We start from the raw sequence: 17361 nt of genomic DNA on the forward strand, positions 1-17361 counted from the left end.
TCCAACTTGATAAGGGGACATTTTGACCATGACCGACGAGCAGTCTGTCTTTATCCTGCTGACCAATACCGGGACGCTGTTTACCCGTGTCATTCAGACCTATACCAAGGCACCCTATAATCACGCTTCAATCTCGTTTGATCGCGGACTGTCCGAGCTGTACAGCTTTGGCCGCAAGCAGCCCAATAATCCACTGAATGGCGGATTTGTGAGAGAAGATATTCAGACCGGCACATACAGCAAATATCCGAATACTACCTGTGTGATCTATGAGCTGCGGGTCTCCAGCCGGGAAGTGGAGAAAATGAAGCGGGTGCTGCAGATTTTTGTCCGCAGTCAGCAGAAATTTCTGTATAATCTGCTCGGTGTAATCGGCGTCGCGATCAAGGAACCGGTTGAATTCAGCAACTCCTATTTCTGTTCCCAATTTGTTGCAGAGATTCTGCAGCGGTCAGGCATTCGGTTGTGGAACAAACTGCCGGCGCTGGTCACACCGGACGATATGCGGCAAAGTGAACGGCTGCAGCTGGTATATGAGGGCAAATTGAGTGAGTACCGTCCGGAAGTAGAAAGTAGGTAAGCTGCATTGTTAGTGGAAATCAAAGAATAAAATATGCACATAATCAGTAAAGGCTGGCTCCTCGAGATAGAGAGTCAGCCTTTTTATGTAGCCTTTTTAAATATCCAATAATTTCAAAATAATAAGTGTGAAACCGTTTGAACATGCTGTCAAAGGTTAATACTAGCCTAGCAGGAACATTACACCATTAAAGAGGAGAGACAACAACATGTACAAAAAACTTCAACTGGTATTTCTCGCTTCACTGGTAATATCTGCGACAGCAGTAACCCCTACCTTTGCTACCACAGGTGGAACGACAGGGACGACCGGAGCTGCTGGAACAACCGGAACTACAGGAACTAGTACAGATGCTGGCGGAACAACGGGTACAACTGGAACAACAGGAACAGACAGTACCGGAACCATGGGTACGGATACAGGAACAACAGGTGGAACGACCGATACGACCGGAACCACGGGAACTGGAACCACCGATGCCACCGGAACGACTGGTACGGGAACGACTGACCCTGCAGGTACAACCGGAGGTACTACCGACACTACAGGTACGATGGGTACAACCGATACGACGGGAACAACAGGCACGAACGGAACAGGTACTACGGATATGAACGGTACTACCGGAACGACCGGAACCACGGGAACCGGAACAACAGATACTACTACGGGTACGACTACCATGGATATGGAAGATGACGATGACAATGATTGGGGCTGGATCGGATTATTCGGACTGCTGGGTCTGCTCGGACTATTGCGTCGTAAAGATCGTCGTGACGTAAATGGACGCGTTAATCGTTAATTGAATATACAGTCTTGAATCGAAAATGTAATAATGGCATCCATCCCCTTATCACCTGCTGTGAGCAGAATGGATCGCTATTCCCAAAATGCCAACCGCTGATCTTATGCGGTTGGCATTTTTGGTTCTGACAACGATGGTGCCAATTTGAAGATGGATTGTCATTAAAATTGGAATAAAGGTGAATTTGGAATAAGCTGCCAATAAGGGTATACTGGAATTAATTCTCAAGATAATGGGGTGAACAGGTGCTAATCCGTATGATTCGAAGTAAGTAGACGCCGGGCTGGATCAAAACGCGTACCAGCTATACAGGGAGCAGTCTGTCTTCAGACAATCCACCGGCATCCACGAATCGGATACACACCGTAGGTCCATTATAATAGAGAAGGAATGAGATCAGATGATGAAGGAATTTGAATATAGAGCATTTTATGACCGGGTAGGACCGGATAACGGCTGGGATTTCAGCCGGATGAAGTATGAGTCGGAAGGAATCGCCTGGGATTTGTACCAAGAGGTTACCGAGCAGTGTACGCCCCATGCTCTGCTGCTGGATATCGGAACCGGCGGTGGAGAGGCACTGTTGGAGCTGGCAGATGAAGCTCTGCTGCTGGTCGGCATTGAGCAGTCTGCCGGAATGATGCAGCGAGCGGCTGCCAACCTGGCTGCATCGGACAAACGTAATGTACGAATCTTGCAGATGGATGCCAGAGAGATGCAATTTCCGGATGGGTTTTTCAATATCATATCCTGCCGTCATGCTCCATTCTCTACCAGCGAGACGGCGCGGGTACTGGCACCGGGTGGAATCTTTCTTACCCAGCAGGTCAGTGAAGGGGACAAATGGAATCTGGTAGAAGCTTTTGGCAGAGAACAGGAGCGGCAGCCGGATGGTACACTTTTAAACCGGTACCAAGAAGAGCTTCATGCCGAGGGTTTTCAGCATATTCACTGTGAAGAATACGATGCCGTAGAATATTATAGAACGGTAGAAGATCTGATTTTCCTGCTCAAGCATGCACCGATTATTCGTGATTTTGGCGAACAGGCGGAGGATTTTGCGATTCTGGAGCGATTTGTACAGGAACATCGGACCAAGCGGGGGATTAGAACCAATTCCAAACGCTTTAAAATCGTCGCACATCGATAAATACAGCAAAAAGGATACCGGCATAGCGTCGGTATCCTTTTTTGATATGATTTTACGCATCCACGGAAGCATCCGGTATGTTGGACAGGCCTATCAGATGTGAATCAGACAACCTGCGCTTCCGGTACGAGAACCTTGATATGACCGGGCAGAATATGCATATCGATAGGCAGCGCCGGACCTTCTTCGCCGTCCACATTGGTACGAACCGGCTGGTTAGAGGTGACTTTAATATGATGCGCTGTAAAATAAATAACATCCTGGTGATCTTTGAGATGACCGAACAGCAGGGAGGCGCCGACTGCCAGCGTGTTGAACAGGTTCAGATCTTTGAAAATGAACCCATGCAGCAGGCCGTCATCGACTTCAGCCTCCGGAGCAATCTTCTCAAATCCGCCGACCGAGTTGGTCAGTGTAGCGATGAACAGTGGAGATTCACCTTCCCAGACTTCACCGTCGTATTCAATATGCAGTGGTGCTGCCGAATTGCTCACCAGCTCGCGCAGTCCTTCGCGGAAATAGGCAAATGCGCCAAGCTTGGATTTATCCTCGGAAGAGACCGAAGAGAGGGATTCGGCCAGGGAGCCTGCAGCGACTACATTCGCAAATAGCTGTTCGTTGAGCCGTCCCATATCGACATCTTTGACCTGCAAAGAGGTCAGTGTGCGAATCGCCTCATCCGGATCAAGCGGAATCTGCAGTGCGCGGGCAAAGTCATTGACCGTTCCCAGCGGTACAACACCGAGCAGCGGACGGTGCTTCTGATCGAGCAATCCATTGATCGTCTCATGCAGAGTACCGTCGCCCCCGATCGATACCACCAGATCGAAAAAGTCTTCACAGGCGGAAATACAGAAATTGGTCGCGTCCAGTTCCTTGGCAGTTTCGTTAATTACAACGTCATATCCGACTTCATCGCGCAGCAGCTGTTCGACTTTTTGCAAGTATTCCAGCGCCAGCTCTTTGCCGGAGGAAGGGTTGATAATGATCATGGCTCGCTTCACGGACATGTTCCTTTCTCATCAATCAGTAGTATGGTTACGCTGCAGGGCAGCGGAGTACATGGAGCAGAAGGGTGAATCATCTACTATTTACCCCAAATAACCGGGATTGCTGTAATTTTCCATGCAGGAAGTGGAAGAATATTCCCTGAGTATCACAAAAATTCAGATAACAGAGAATTAGAAAGCGAAAAAATAGGTGAGAATCAGTAGTGCATCCAGAGGATGGCTCTGTCAGATGCCGTAGATAACCATCTTGCAGAGTAGAAGCAGCAAGTACGCAACAAAAAAAGAGCCTCTTTGCAAAAGAGGCTCCTTACCGTTCACGTATTTCATCTATTTGGAGATTTATATTTATTTATGCGCTGTATGGGCTGAAGGTAGAGCATTTTCTGTCTCTGGCTGCTTCATTTGGAGCGTCAGAACACAGCAGAACAGAGTAAGCAGAGCAGACAGTCCAAATACAACGAACAGTGAAGAATGATTTACAATAAAGCCCGATGCGGTTGTACCCAGCAGCATGCCTGCCATCAGGATCGGCATAATGACTCCGCTGGTTCGGCCAATATATTCTTTACGTACTTCTTTGATCATGATTGCACTGAAAATAACTTCAAAGAAAGCAGCAGATAATCCGGATAAAACACGCGTTCCAGCTGTCAGCAGAGGCCAGACCGACCATACTTCAACAACGGTCAGAACAGACCATATCAGCATCAGAATCGTCATGACATTACGTCGATTGCGTCCTACCCATACCGTAATGGATGCAGCGAGCAGTCCGCCTATCAGCATACCTACTCCTTCGGAAGCAGCAAACCACTGTATACTTTCTTTGGGCAGACCCAGCCGGTTCATGGCTACAAAAGCATCCAGTGGCTGGGTCAAACCCATAGAGATGCCGCTAATTAGAAATAGCGAAGCAATCACACGCAGATTGGGGCGTCTCCATACATAATGTAGTCCGTCTTTCAGGTCTGCCCAGGCTGAAGTTTTCTCTAGACGTGCTTCCCTTATTTTCTTTGGCAAAAACACCTGAATGACTGCAGCAGTTATAAAAATGATCATTAGGATTATAAGCGATGAATACAGACCAAACTGGGAATACACAAAAGTCCCCAGAATCGGACCGAAAATTGTAAATACAGCCATCATACTTTGTGTAATACCTATCGCTGTGCCTATTTGCTCTTCAGGAACATGCTGCCGGAACAGTACAGAAGAGGAAGGCTGGGAGAATTGGCTGACGATGGCGGAAATGACAGTGGCGACAAATACAGCCTGCCAGATACCGGCGTGAACCAGTATAATCACGAGCAGGATGGAAAGGGCGCTCAATGTATCCCCTATAATAACCGTCTTGCGTGGTTCCCAGCGATCAGCAAACGTACCGCCAATCAGCGAGAAGATAAAAATAGGTAGATATTCGAACATGGTTAGCAAGGAAACGGCAACAGGGCTATTGCCGCTCTGCTCCATGATATAGAATAATAACGCCATGTTACGGATCCAGATCCCCATTTGCTGAAGTAAATCTGCTCCGGCTACAATAACAAATACTTTGTTTTTTAATAAAGAAGTCATAGTGTCCCCTTGGATTCCGAGAATGAATGTAGTCGATTCTCCTTGATAGTATGTTTCTCTATTTTAAAATAAGGTATACCGTAACCGGATAGTCAAGCGGAGAAAATAGACAACGACCTAAAACAAATGCGAAAACCCATCATGGAGTTGGCTGAGGCATACAACAAAGAAGCCTCTTGTTAAGCAAGAGACTTCTTGTATGTTCAATAGATTCATACAGGCAGACCGTCATACGGCGATTCGTAGCGGTTACAAATATATCGAAAAGGTTGTGGATTCGCCTACTGTACTTTTCGCCTCGATCCGTCCGCCATGCTGCTCTACAATCGACTTGGCAATCGCCAGACCCAGTCCGTGTCCGCCCTGAGAGCGTGCGCGCGAAGCATCCGTCCGGTAAAAGCGGTCGAAAATCCGGTCCAGATGCTGGGGAGCGATGCCTTCGCCGGTATTGCTGACCGAGAGTACAGTCTGTTGATTATGCCGATGCAGAGCCAGGGTAATGCTGCCGCGGGGATTGCAATACTTGATCGCATTATCCAGCAGAATCATAATAACCTGCTGCATCTGCTGGCTACTGCCCTCGATCATCAGTCCGGGTGTAATATCATACTCCAGCGATAACTCCTTTTCGAAAATGACAGCCTCCATCGTCAGGATCAGGTTCTCCGCCGTCTCGCTCAGATCAAACGTACTGTGCATCATCGTGGGACGTGCATCCTCCATTTCGGTCAGGTAGAGCAGATCGCCGGTCAGACGGGACATACGCTCGGTCTCGCCTTTGATATAATGCAGCCACTTGGACTGGCTGCGAATCGTCTCGTCGGGATTCGCGAGCAGTACATCGGCATTGGTGTTAATCACGGCGAGTGGTGTCTTCAGCTCATGGGAAGCATCGGCGATAAACTGCTTTTGCTTGTCAAAAGCGTCCTGTACCGGCCGGATCGAGCGGTTGGCAAAGTATCGACTGGTGAAAAAGAGCAAGATCAGCATTACTACGCCAACTGCGGTAAACGTATAGATCAGATTGGTCAGAATGCCTTGCTGTGCCGTTACATCCATAAACGTATACAGATGCCCGCTGTTCAGCGGCTGCCGGACAAAGGCCCAGTCGCTTCCATCCAGCGAAAACTGACCTTGATCGGTATTTATGGCGATAGCTTCCTGCAAGGCACTGGAAGAGACACTGCCGTCAATCTCGACCTGTGATTTGCTGTTTACCTGCTTGCCGCTGCTGTCCGTCTCGATCATAAAGGCAACCGCCCGTTCCGGCGGTGTATTCTGATTCGGACTACCAGCCAGGCTGCCACTGCTGCCTGTCGTCGCCTGTCCACTACGCGGGGGCTGCTGACCGCCAGCATCAAAAGGTCTTAAATACGAGTCCGAGATTCGCATGAGATCCATACGGACATCATTTTGGACATCCCGGTAGGTAATAATATAAATAGAGGCAAAAGCGACCAGCATCAGAATCGAGATCGTCGCCAGATTCAGAATCAAAAAGCGATTGCGCAGCTGCTTGAACATCAGATGGTTCCCTCCAGCACATAGCCTACATTGCGAATCGTAGTAATGCGTACCGTAGCGTTCAGGAAGTTCAGCTTTTTCCGCAGAAAGGAAATGTAGACTTCTACATTATTATGCTCCACATCCGAATCGAATCCCCACAGTTTCTCGATAATCTGCTCTTTGGACGTAACGCCCTGCTTGCGGATCATGAGCAGCTCCAGAAGCTCGCTTTCCTTGAGATTGAGCTTCATTTCCTTGCCACCGACGGTCAGCTTGAGCGTGGAGGTGTTCAGCTCCAGATCGCCGTATTTGAGTCCGTCTTCCGGTACCACTTCCCCTTTACGCCGCAGAGCTGCCCGGATGCGCGCCATCAGTTCCTCGGACGAAAAAGGTTTGGCGATATAATCGTCTGCGCCATAGTCGAGCCCGGTTACTTTGTCCGAGATCTCTCCCTTTGCGGTGAGTAGAATGACCGGCGTCGCATCCCCCTGGCTGCGTAGTGTCTTCAATACCGTTATGCCATCCATCTCCGGCATCATAATATCCAACAGCAGCAGATCGTAGATCCCGCTTTGCGCATAGTCAAGCCCGGTGCGCCCGTCATGCACCGCATCTACGGAGTAGTTGTGTTTTTTGAGAATCTGCGTCAGCGCTTCGGCCAGATGAAGTTCGTCCTCTACAATTAGTATTCGCATGATTGTTGTCATCCTTTATATTAAATTAGCGTTCGATGTACTGTATGATCAGGAATGAATGTCGCTCTTTTGTAGTCATATCGTGTTCATCTTTGTATTGTAAAGTAGATACCTTTAACTAACCTTAACTGATTATAGATTGAATATATTATTTAAGAAGAATAAGAAACGTACTTGAACTATATACTATGTTTACAATCGGTATTTAAGCTGTGAAATATAATCAGTTCGCTTACCCTACATATCTATATAGTGATCAAAGAAGTATGCTGAGAAGTTGTCACTATTAAATTGTGCTACCCTAGTAACCCTTTTGCTTCGACATTATTCATGTCACGGCAAAAGGGTTACTTTTGTCGAATCTTATTCATTATTTTCAATACCGCTGTCTAAATAGAATCTCCATTCTCAACCGGAGGCCGTGGCAGAATCCCATTTTGCAGCGGTCTGCCAGCGGAGGCCTATCCCTATTACTAAATCCTCCCATTACATCAGACAAACAACCAGCAAATCAACCCACCTGAGCAGGCGACCAAATTGAAGTACAAGCCCAATTTGAGAAAAATGTAAAAATGTTAACGCCATGTAAAACATTTAAGATTCACTAAAGGTTGACCTTCTAATATACAAATATAAGCAAGAGACGTCACACCAACCAACGACAAAACGTCCCACACTATACAGCTTACCCGCATGGCAGCACACGCCATACGTACCTTAAGAAAAAGGAATGATCCCCATGGCTATTGAGGTTTTTAACCGCTACGAGAGCAAGTATCTGATGAACACTGCCAAGTTCAATGCATTCTACAGTGATCTACTGGAATACATGGAGCTGGATGCCTACAACAAGCAGCATGACTTTTACTCGATCAGCAACATCTACTACGACACGCCGCATGATTCGCTGATCCGGGCAAGTCTGGCGAAGCCCAAATACAAAGAAAAACTGCGCCTTCGGGCATATGGCGTACCAGAGGCCAATGCCAAAGTCTACATGGAGATCAAGAAGAAATTTACCGGTCTCGTCAACAAACGCCGCACTGCCCTCAAGCTGGATGAAGCCTACGAATTCGTACGCACCGGTCAGGCGCCGGAATATCAGGAGTACATGAACAAGCAGGTACTGAATGAAATCACCTACTTTCTCCGCCTGTATGATCTTGCTCCAAAGCTGTATCTGTCCTACGACCGTAAAGCATTATTCAGCAAGGAAAGCCGCGATCTGCGAATCACCTTTGATACCAATATCCGCTGCCGCCGCTACGATCTGAAGCTGGAGCAAGGCGATTACGGCGAACAGCTGCTAGAGCCGGATCAGTGGCTGATGGAGGTCAAGGCGGAGAACACTGTACCGCTATGGCTGTCCAGGCTGCTGTCCAAGCATGGACTGTATCGGACGAGCTTTTCCAAATACGGCAATGAGTACAAGAAAATGTTGAAAAATCAGGCTGTTCCTACGATTCAGCCGCAGTTGCCGGCGATTGAGATTCCTGCTGCAGCCATTATCCAGATTCCGAACGAGAAGGAGACTATCCGCTATGCTTGAGATGTTATTTAACAGTACAGTAAGCGCGAGTACAACCGAACTTACCCTGAGCGGCGCGCTGTTGACCATACTGGTATCCATTATTCTGGGTGGTATTATCAGCCTGACTTATATGAAAACGAACCAGAACGGCTTTTCCCAGAGTTTCACCCTGACGATGGTACTGCTGCCAGTGATTGTGTCTATCATTATTCTGCTGATCGGCAGCAATATCGCCCGCGCATTCAGTCTTGCCGGCGCGTTCTCGATTATTCGATTCCGCAGTGCACCCGGCGATCCGAAAGACATCGCCTACGTTCTGTTCACCATGGCAGCCGGTCTGGCTGTCGGTACCGGATACTTTGGTTATGCCGTCCTGTTCACCCTGATTCTCTGTCTGCTGATGTTCCTGCTGAACCGCTTTAACTTTGGTACACGCAAAACGATGCAGCGCACCCTGAAAGTCACCATCCCCGAAAATCTGGGCTACGAAGAAGCCTTTAACGAAGTATTCCACAAGTTCAACGTACAGCATGAACTGAAAAAAATCAGAACAACCGAGCTGGGCAGCCTGTATGAATTGATCTACCTCGTTACCATGAAGCAGGAAACCAACCAAAAAGAATTTTTGGACGAAATCCGATGCCGAAACGGCAATCTGGATCTGTCATTGACGATGAGCCCCACTCCAGCTAACGAGTATTAAGTATGCGAGAAAGAAAATGTAGGACTGAATGCCGAAACGGCAATCTGGATCTGTCACTGACAATGAGTCCAACTCCAGCTAACGAGTATTAATTCACCAATACAGTCAATTATGGAAGGGAAATATCCATTATGAGAAAAGTAAACCAAAAACAAACCCACCCCACGTCCAGTCTATTTAGCAAACCAGCCTCCAAAAACCTTGTTAAAAAAGCAACAACGACTCTAAGCGCGCTGCTGCTGTCGGCTTCCCTGCTGGCAGCATGCAGTACATCCGCCGGCACGGTGGCGACCAGTACCTCTGCAGCAGCTACTACAACGATCTCGACGTCGGCCGTGACGACACCGGTCAAATTGACCAGCGCCGATCTGGTGACGTACAAAGATGCTGACCGCAGCGTGGATTGGAGCACAGATAGCTCGACCCAGATCAAGCTGAGCGGCAGCAGTGCATCCATTACCGGTTCGGGAGCCAAAGCTTCCGGCAGTACGGTAACGATCTCGGCAGCAGGCACATACGTCATCAGCGGCAAGCTGACTGATGGACAGATCGTAGTGAATAGCACGGGGGATGGCGACGTCCATATCGTCCTGAACGGTGTAAATATTACGAACAACGATAGCGCGCCGATCCATATCCAGGAAGCGGACAACGTGATTATGACCCTGGAGAAAGGTACGGAGAATACGATCACCGATGGAGCCAATTATGTATTCGCGGACAGCACGACCGATGAACCGAGCGCTGCCCTGTTCAGCAAAGCAGACCTGACGATCAACGGTACCGGCACACTGAATGTGAACGCCAACTACAAGGATGGCATTACCAGCAAGGACGATCTGAAGATTATCTCCGGTACATTTAATATACAAGCCAAGGATGATGGAATTGTCGGCAAGGATATGGTTGCGATCGAACAGGGTACCTTTACAGTAATTGCGGGTGGAGATGGTATCAAAGCTACCAATGATGAAGATACCGAAAAAGGATTCGTGGCGATTACCGAGGGTACCTTTACGATCAAGGCTGAAAATGACGGGATTCAGGCAGAGACCAAGCTAGTCACCGACGGCGGAAGCTACAATATTACGACCGGTGGCGGCAGTGCCAATGCAGAAGCACATACCGAGTCCATGCCTCCAGGCGGTTTTGGTGGCGGTGGCGGTACGCCTCCACAGATGAATGGTCAGCAGGGAAGTGCTCCAACCAGTACTAACAGCACAACGTCCGCTGTATCTACCAGCAAAACATCTGCATCTACAGTAGCTACATCCTCCAGCACAACAGGTAATGCGACTGCAGCGACACCTGTAAAAGCAGCAACTGCTGCTTCAACTACAGCAGCGAAGGCAACAGATACGACTACAGAAGCAACATCCGAGAGCGCCAAAGCATTAAAATCCGGCGGAGATCTCGTAATCAATGGGGGTACATTTAATATCAATGCCAAAGACGACAGTGTACACAGTGGTGCCAGTGTAACCATCACCGGCGGTACACTGAATCTGGCGACCGGCGACGATGGCATTCACGGCGAGACCCATCTGAATATCACTGGCGGCAAAATTAATATTACCCAGAGCTACGAGGGGCTGGAAGCTGCTGTAATCAACGTAGCGGGCGGCGATACCCATGTGATAGCCAGCGATGATGGTGTCAATGCTTCCGAAGGCGAGACGACAACTACAGCAGCAACCCAAGCAGCAGATACTACGACCACTACAGAGACAGCACCGCCAGCGGATAAACCAACTGGCTTTGGTGGTGGAGGTCCGGAGTCCGCAGGCAATGCACTGCTGAATATTAGCGACGGTACATTGTATGTCGAAGCAGGCGGTGATGGTCTGGATGCCAATGGTTCGATCACCATGTCCGGCGGTACCGTGATTGTGAATGGTCCAACCGATAATGGAAATGGTACACTCGATTATGATGGTACATTTGAAATGACCGGCGGTTATCTGGTTGCATCTGGCAGCTCCGGTATGGCGCAGACTCCATCGGATGCATCCACCCAGTATTCGGTAGCCATGAGCTATTCGGCAGTTCAAAAAGCCGGTACACTGGTGCATCTACAGGACAGCAATGGCAATAACATTCTGACCTTCACACCTGACAAAGATTACCAGTACGTTGTTGTCAGCTCTCCGGATCTGGCTAAAGGCAGCAGCTATACCCTGTACACTGGCGGTACGTCTACCGGTACAGCAGCTGACGGATTATACAGTGACGGTACGTACAGCGGAGGCACCAAAGTCGTAGACTTTGATATCTCCAGCAGTGTCACCTGGCTGTCCGAATCCGGCGTATCCACCAGTAACCCGAACGCTGGCGGTTTTGGCGGAGGAGGTGGCAGACCACAGCGCGATGCTGCCCAGGACACAACAACTACAACAACCAATTAAGCAAAAAGCACGGATGGGGTACGACAAACCCTCCGTGCTTTTATTCGGATATTTATCTGTTCGACAGATCATTGCACCTTTGCCAGTTCTTTTTGATCTACAGGAAATCGTTCTTTGGTTTGTGCAGGGTCGGTATGGCTTAGTTCGGTGTCATTACCTTCGGTATCGATCAAGCCATAACGTAGATCGGATACGGATGCGCTATATTGATAGTAGGCGACGGTAGTAGTAATGGATGGTCTTTTGCCTATTTCTTTCGTGATTTGCGATGGAACAAATGGTAATCCTTTGCTGCCAGCAGATGATTCGCCGCTATAGTTGGCTGACCATATTTCTGTGGCTTTATTATTTTTCACTTCATAATAGCTGATGCGATCAGGCATGGCTTCGAAAAATACATTGGCTTGTCCTATCGGGAAATAGTGGGTTACCGTCTGCATCCCTACTGTAGGCAGTTCTGTTGGCAATTCGGTTCTGGGTAGATCATATATCACTTTCGCTCTTTGTTTGGACAGGATCTGAAGGGCCGAATCAGCAGAAGTCTCCGCAGGATCAACCGGTGACGAGCTGGCTTCACCAATATATACGATCCGATTCACTGCATCCCAGGTTACCTTCTCACCGATAGATTCGCCAACAAAGCGGAGCGGAACCATAACGATACCGTCTTTTAAAGTGACAGGCTGTGCCAACTCGATCCGGGCTCCATTTTGCATAGCATAATTCTGATGAAGTTGAAGTGTGATCTTTTGACCTGGAGCCGTGATGCTTACTGTTTTACTGGTATTATTCCACGATATATACGTATGGTTGCTTCCCAGTTTGCTTACAACATTGATCGGCACCATCGTAACGCCATTCAGAATATATGGAGCTACGTCCGATGGAATCGTGCCGTGTTCTCCCTGGATCTGGATAGTTGTCTCGGCGGCGTAGGTTGGATGATCCCATGGAGATGTTATCAGGGTGCCAGCTATCATGGCTCCCAGAACTACGGTCGAAATATATTTGTTCTGCATGATTTGGATGCTCCTTGGTCTGGATTAGTTATTCAAAAGATAAGTATTTTCAAAAGGTATCGTTGGGAATGCTTTTGGTTGTTGCGACAGTAGTGCTACGATGTTTCTCATAAGATTTTTCCAGCTTGTTATTGGGATGAACCGGCTTAATCAATCGATACAATTTGCCAATCGCCTTGTTGATCTTTTTCAAAATAAAACGTATAACTTGACTCATTCACTTCTTGATCTCCGGGAAGCTGCATCTCACCGGCAGCAGGGACGAGAATACGTCCTCTTTCTTCATATGCAGTATCAAGATGGGTAAACTTCATGGTGTTATTTAGCAAATAATCATGTGCGGTTCCCAGGTCCTGCCCGATCGCCTCATGAAATTGGTCAACATCTTTGGCTACGATCGCATCAATTGCTGCTTTCAACTTGGCCTTCATGGCCTTGTCGATCAGAGGATCTTTAATTTGACTCCAATCCATCTCATCTGTACTTGGAGCTGTTGCTGCCGTTTGTTCTGCAGCAGTAGCATCTTGTTTAGAAGAGGCTGGAGTATTAGCAGGAGCAGGCGTAGGCGTAGCTGGTACTGCGGTTTCTTGATTACAAGCAGATAATAAGCTGGCAGTCAGTGTGAAAGCCGCAAGGGTAAGTGTTATTTTGTGTATGATGAACACATCCTTTCTAAGCATATTGACGTATATTCTAGTAAAAAGTATGCATTTTATCTAATTATTAACATCGCATATCTGCTGCTCCCCAAAAAAAGCGAAGTCATCCATTATACAGATGACTTCGCTTTTAACATTTCTGGTGGATAGAACGATACGATACATAGGAAGCGCATCGTTGTTATACCGCTCGGTTTTGATGGTGTAATCAAACAGTTGGGATGGGGGTTATCCGGTGTTTAGTTTTTCCCTACCAGCGTCATCAGGGAACGTGCCGGAATGGTAATGTCTTTTTTCACCGAGACAGTGGACTGCTTTTTCAGATCGGCATGGTCGGAGGTGAGATACGGCTTGAACTGCTTCACGTCCTTGCCGCCTGGCAGGTTGGTGACATCCAGATGGATCGTTTTGGCTTCATCGCTGCTGTTGACGAAGACGACGGACAGCTGTTTGTCTCCAGTATGATAATATGCCGATCCCATCAGGCCGTTCGGATCATTGGCACCCTGCAGGTCGATTCGCTGTGCACCCGGGCGGACAAATTTGCTGTAATTGCCGAGTGCCCACAGCGTTTTGGATTCGATAATGGACTGGGTGTCACCCGGATTTTTGTAATCGGTATAGACGAGGCCGTCCTTGTAATCTTCCTTGGATACGGCAAGCCACCACTGCCATGCAGAAGCCTGGGTTGTTACCATATCGTAGTGAATGACTTTGGCTACATCCAGCGCAGTATCCATTGTCAGATCGCGTCCCGGGCCACGGTCGCCGAGGATGCAATATTCGGACATCCAGAATTTGGCGTCCTGCACATACCGGTTGAGATTTTCCCGTACCAGCTCGCGCAGGCGAACCAGGCGGTCGTCTCCCGGCTTGGCTTCGTCAGACCAGTAGGAGTGGGCACTCATCTTGTTGCCGATGATGCCGGCAATTTGCGGATCGCCGAGCATTTCTTTGATATATTCACTGTATTTGCCTTCAAAGGCACCGCCGGCGTTGCCGCTCGTATACGTACTGCCTGCTTTGCCGGTATATGTAGCGTACATGTCGTTATCCAGCAGGGACAGGTATTCAACCGCTTCGATTGCGTCCACTTCAGTATCGATACCGCGCTTGTGCAGTTCTTTGTCGAGGGCAATCAGTACTTTTTTGATATCTTCGATATTGTAGCGGTTACCTTCCTGTCCGGCACGGTTCCAGTCCCAGGTTGGTTCGTTAATCGGACTGATATAGTCAAAGCCCAGCTTTTGCTTGTGGAAATGTTCCATTACATCCGCGAGGAAGACGGCATAATCATCAATATAGTCTTCTTTGAGGTTGGTGCTGCCTACCGATGGGTCCGGCTGACCGTGTCCATTTTTGGTCATCCATACCGGCGGACTGTTGACAAAAGCGACGGTTTCTTCCACGCCACGTTTTTTGGCTGCTTGCAGGAACCACTGCTGCCCGGCTTGCTTGGACCAGTCATAGGGCTTGTCTTCGCCGGACTTGAAGCTCTCTGCCCGTCGCCATGGATCGCTGATAATATCCTGATCGGTGTCTACGCTGCCTGCACCAATATTAAAGCGCCAGATCGACAGGCCGATCCCTTTATCCTGGGAGAAGAGCAGGTCAGCGACTTTGTTTTTGTTCTTTTCCGACCATTCGGAGCCGATATGATCAATACTCCACGCACCGGATGCACCGAATCCATCGATTTCCTGATACCGTTGCTGCCCATTGATAGTAATCTGTTGTACACCGGTCTGTGCAGGCTTTTGGGCGATGGTAGATTCGGTAGTGTCACTTCCGGCTGCTCCGGCACTGGATGCCATACCGGAGAACAGCATGACAGACAGGGATAATGCGCCAAGCCTTGGTAAAAAGCGTGCTTTGTTACCGTGAACATTTCTCATTACGATTCCTCCTTCGAATAGGTGAATTAGAGTGGCACTATATAACGGCAAATAAAGCGAAGATACCGTTACAAATGTATTGTATACGCTTACAATATGTTAAGTATACCCAATTACAGATTTTTTAGGAATCCCATTTTGAAAGCAATCTTCTGAAAACAAGGTAGTGACGGTGGAGTATACCGGGGTAGTACGTATTATACTTGGAGAAATAAAGGGTGGTAGAGAAACAAAAATATCATATAGCTATCAAAAAATATGAAGAGATAAGTGATGCGTTATAGGATAGTTTGATTACTAGCACTCTATCCGCCGCTAACAACAGACCGATGCAACGGAATCCCAAACCGTCGCATCGGCTTTTTATTATTTTATCCTTTTAAAGCATTAATTCGGTTGACTGATCCAGTGAACTGTACTATATTCAACAATTAATATTGCCCAAAACACAGCAGGGGAGGCAGCGAAGCTAAGCCGTACATCAAAGAAACGGGCAGGATACATAGTAATTCCATACAACAGCACAACAGGGAGGGAATGGAATGTCACAGTTATTGGCTCTGGTACTGGTGGTTTTCATTTTGTTTGTAGGTGACGCAGTGTCGGTGCGTACGAAGGCATGGATTCCTTCGGTCTTTATTAGCGCCATTCTGTTCCTGATCGGATATTGGACGTTTTTCCCAAAAGAAATTGTAGCGATTGCGGGCATCCCGTCTACCGTGGCGACGATGCTGATGTATCTGCTGATCACCAATATGGGTACGCTGTTATCGATTCGTGAGCTCAAGCAGCAGTGGAAAACAATTATTATCGCGCTGTCGGGTGTGCTTGGTATTGTCATTTTCCTGTTCGCGATCGGTACGTTTATTTTCGATTACCAGACGATGCTGGTAGCGATTCCGCCGCTCGTGGGTGGCGTGGTATCGGCTGTTATTATGTCCGATGGTGCCAAAGCAGCTGGACTAGCTTCGCTGTCGGTATTTGCTATCGTTATTTACGTAATGCAGGGTTTTGCCGGATATCCGCTCACCTCTGTGATGCTGAAAAAAGAAGGAAGACGATTATTACAGCAGTATCGCAGTGGTCAGCTTCCCGAAAAAAATACAACAAGCCATGCAGCAAATGCACAAGCCAAAGGAGAGTCTGCTGCGACTGCCACTAGTGGACAATCAGCATCTTCGTCCAAAGCGCAATCCGAATTGCGGATGTTCCGCTGGCTGCCTGCACAGTACAATACAGAGTTTTTCAAATTCTTCCGTCTGGCACTGGTAGCTTATCTAGCCTATCTGGTCTCTACACTGTTCAGTCCATGGGTGAGCATCAGTCCGTTTGTGCTTTGTCTGCTGTTCGGTATCATCGGAGCGAGTACAGGCTTCCTGGAGAAACAGGCACTGCAAAAGGCGAATGGATTCGGCTTTGCCATCCTTGGTCTGATGCTGTTTATCTTCGACGGACTCAAGCAGGCGACTCCGCAGATGATGGTGCAGATTCTGCCGCAACTGATCGGAACTATTGTGATCGGGGTCATCGGTATGTATGTGTTCTCCATGTTGATCGGAAGACTGCTCAAAGTAAGCAAGGAAATGGCCTTTTCCGTCTCGCTCACGGCGTTATACGGATTCCCGGCGGATTACATCATCACGTCGGAAGTGATAAAATCACTGACAGAAGACGAGCAGGAACGCGAAATGCTGACCAGCCGGATGCTGCCGCCGATGCTGGTAGGCGGATTTATCACCGTCACGATTGTGTCTGTAGTCCTGGCAGGGATTTTCGTAGAACTTTTGTAAAACAGATCAATCCGGGAGAAAGCAGATCAATTCAA

Annotated in this window: 14 protein-coding genes; 7 read left to right on the forward strand and 7 right to left on the reverse strand. The window is 48.2% G+C overall.

Annotation, left to right across the window (positions count from 1 at the left end; all coding sequences use genetic code 11):
- Nucleotides 1–28 precede the first annotated feature (28 nt).
- The 3 genes from WH46_RS15040 (at nucleotide 29) to WH46_RS15050 (ending at nucleotide 2538) form a co-directional block, all read left to right on the forward strand.
- The gene (locus tag WH46_RS15040; protein WP_017813329.1) at nucleotides 29–580 is read left to right on the forward strand and encodes a C40 family peptidase; all 552 of its coding nucleotides are present in this window, start codon (nucleotides 29–31) and stop codon (nucleotides 578–580) included.
- A gap of 208 nt (nucleotides 581–788) precedes the next feature.
- Entirely contained in the window at nucleotides 789–1385 is a 597-nt protein-coding gene (locus WH46_RS24435; RefSeq protein ID WP_046227370.1) for a hypothetical protein, read from the forward strand.
- A gap of 406 nt (nucleotides 1386–1791) precedes the next feature.
- Nucleotides 1792–2538, forward strand: coding sequence for a class I SAM-dependent methyltransferase (locus WH46_RS15050; RefSeq protein WP_046227736.1), 747 nt, complete (start codon nucleotides 1792–1794; stop codon nucleotides 2536–2538).
- A 104-nt stretch (nucleotides 2539–2642) separates the two neighbouring features.
- Here the strand turns inward: WH46_RS15050 and WH46_RS15055 are convergent, their stop codons facing one another.
- The 4 genes from WH46_RS15055 to WH46_RS15070 all read right to left on the reverse strand — a co-directional run bounded on the left by WH46_RS15055 (nucleotide 2643) and on the right by WH46_RS15070 (nucleotide 7324).
- Nucleotides 2643–3542 carry a diacylglycerol/lipid kinase family protein gene (locus WH46_RS15055; protein ID WP_046227737.1) on the reverse strand — a complete coding sequence of 300 codons (900 nt, stop codon included), beginning with the start codon at nucleotides 3540–3542 and terminating at the stop codon, nucleotides 2643–2645.
- A 351-nt stretch (nucleotides 3543–3893) separates the two neighbouring features.
- Nucleotides 3894–5123, reverse strand: a complete 1230-nt coding sequence (locus WH46_RS15060; protein WP_046227371.1) for an MFS transporter — start codon at nucleotides 5121–5123, stop codon at nucleotides 3894–3896.
- Nucleotides 5124–5372: 249 nt separating this feature from the next.
- Nucleotides 5373–6647, reverse strand: a complete 1275-nt coding sequence (locus WH46_RS15065) for a sensor histidine kinase (protein WP_046227372.1) — start codon at nucleotides 6645–6647, stop codon at nucleotides 5373–5375.
- Nucleotides 6647–7324: a response regulator transcription factor gene (locus WH46_RS15070; RefSeq protein ID WP_046227373.1), complete on the reverse strand. Its 678-nt coding sequence runs from the start codon at nucleotides 7322–7324 to the stop codon at nucleotides 6647–6649. Before WH46_RS15070 ends, WH46_RS15065 begins: the two co-directional genes overlap by 1 nt.
- Before the next feature lie 739 nt (nucleotides 7325–8063).
- Between WH46_RS15070 and WH46_RS15075 the strand changes: the two genes are divergently transcribed.
- The 3 genes from WH46_RS15075 to WH46_RS15085 all read left to right on the forward strand — a co-directional run bounded on the left by WH46_RS15075 (nucleotide 8064) and on the right by WH46_RS15085 (nucleotide 11963).
- Nucleotides 8064–8873: a polyphosphate polymerase domain-containing protein gene (locus WH46_RS15075; protein WP_017813336.1), complete on the forward strand. Its 810-nt coding sequence runs from the start codon at nucleotides 8064–8066 to the stop codon at nucleotides 8871–8873.
- Entirely contained in the window at nucleotides 8866–9558 is a 693-nt protein-coding gene (locus WH46_RS15080; RefSeq protein ID WP_046227374.1) for a DUF4956 domain-containing protein, read from the forward strand. Before WH46_RS15075 ends, WH46_RS15080 begins: the two co-directional genes overlap by 8 nt.
- A gap of 131 nt (nucleotides 9559–9689) precedes the next feature.
- Nucleotides 9690–11963: a carbohydrate-binding domain-containing protein gene (locus WH46_RS15085; RefSeq protein ID WP_052714250.1), complete on the forward strand. Its 2274-nt coding sequence runs from the start codon at nucleotides 9690–9692 to the stop codon at nucleotides 11961–11963.
- 68 nt (nucleotides 11964–12031) lie between these two features.
- Here the strand turns inward: WH46_RS15085 and WH46_RS15090 are convergent, their stop codons facing one another.
- The 3 genes from WH46_RS15090 to WH46_RS15100 form a co-directional block, all read right to left on the reverse strand.
- The gene (locus WH46_RS15090) at nucleotides 12032–12982 is read right to left on the reverse strand and encodes a copper amine oxidase N-terminal domain-containing protein (RefSeq protein ID WP_046227375.1); all 951 of its coding nucleotides are present in this window, start codon (nucleotides 12980–12982) and stop codon (nucleotides 12032–12034) included.
- A 146-nt stretch (nucleotides 12983–13128) separates the two neighbouring features.
- Nucleotides 13129–13662, reverse strand: a complete 534-nt coding sequence (locus WH46_RS15095; protein ID WP_046227376.1) for a hypothetical protein — start codon at nucleotides 13660–13662, stop codon at nucleotides 13129–13131.
- 218 nt (nucleotides 13663–13880) lie between these two features.
- Nucleotides 13881–15536, reverse strand: coding sequence for a glycoside hydrolase (locus WH46_RS15100; protein WP_231584363.1), 1656 nt, complete (start codon nucleotides 15534–15536; stop codon nucleotides 13881–13883).
- A 542-nt stretch (nucleotides 15537–16078) separates the two neighbouring features.
- Between WH46_RS15100 and WH46_RS15105 the strand changes: the two genes are divergently transcribed.
- Nucleotides 16079–17326 (forward strand): hypothetical protein, encoded by a 1248-nt coding sequence (locus WH46_RS15105; protein WP_046227377.1) that lies wholly within the window; start codon nucleotides 16079–16081, stop codon nucleotides 17324–17326.
- Nucleotides 17327–17361 lie beyond the last annotated feature (35 nt).

Source organism: Paenibacillus dauci (assembly GCF_000971985.1).
GTDB classification, from domain to species: Bacteria; Bacillota; Bacilli; order Paenibacillales; family Paenibacillaceae; genus Saccharibacillus; species Saccharibacillus dauci.

What these genes read in the sequence shown, in the direction of transcription:
- WH46_RS15095 (WP_046227376.1), bottom strand. Translation starts at nt 13,662, where the DNA reads ATGCTTAGAAAGGATGTGTTCATCATACACAAAATAACACTTACCCTT.
- WH46_RS15065 (WP_046227372.1), bottom strand. Translation starts at nt 6,647, where the DNA reads ATGTTCAAGCAGCTGCGCAATCGCTTTTTGATTCTGAATCTGGCGACG.
- WH46_RS15090 (WP_046227375.1), bottom strand. Translation starts at nt 12,982, where the DNA reads ATGCAGAACAAATATATTTCGACCGTAGTTCTGGGAGCCATGATAGCT.
- WH46_RS15060 (WP_046227371.1), bottom strand. Translation starts at nt 5,123, where the DNA reads ATGACTTCTTTATTAAAAAACAAAGTATTTGTTATTGTAGCCGGAGCA.
- WH46_RS24435 (WP_046227370.1), top strand. Translation starts at nt 789, where the DNA reads ATGTACAAAAAACTTCAACTGGTATTTCTCGCTTCACTGGTAATATCT.
- WH46_RS15085 (WP_052714250.1), top strand. Translation starts at nt 9,690, where the DNA reads ATGAGAAAAGTAAACCAAAAACAAACCCACCCCACGTCCAGTCTATTT.
- WH46_RS15070 (WP_046227373.1), bottom strand. Translation starts at nt 7,324, where the DNA reads ATGCGAATACTAATTGTAGAGGACGAACTTCATCTGGCCGAAGCGCTG.
- WH46_RS15080 (WP_046227374.1), top strand. Translation starts at nt 8,866, where the DNA reads ATGCTTGAGATGTTATTTAACAGTACAGTAAGCGCGAGTACAACCGAA.
- WH46_RS15105 (WP_046227377.1), top strand. Translation starts at nt 16,079, where the DNA reads ATGTCACAGTTATTGGCTCTGGTACTGGTGGTTTTCATTTTGTTTGTA.
- WH46_RS15075 (WP_017813336.1), top strand. Translation starts at nt 8,064, where the DNA reads ATGGCTATTGAGGTTTTTAACCGCTACGAGAGCAAGTATCTGATGAAC.
- WH46_RS15050 (WP_046227736.1), top strand. Translation starts at nt 1,792, where the DNA reads ATGAAGGAATTTGAATATAGAGCATTTTATGACCGGGTAGGACCGGAT.
- WH46_RS15040 (WP_017813329.1), top strand. Translation starts at nt 29, where the DNA reads ATGACCGACGAGCAGTCTGTCTTTATCCTGCTGACCAATACCGGGACG.
- WH46_RS15100 (WP_231584363.1), bottom strand. Translation starts at nt 15,536, where the DNA reads ATGAGAAATGTTCACGGTAACAAAGCACGCTTTTTACCAAGGCTTGGC.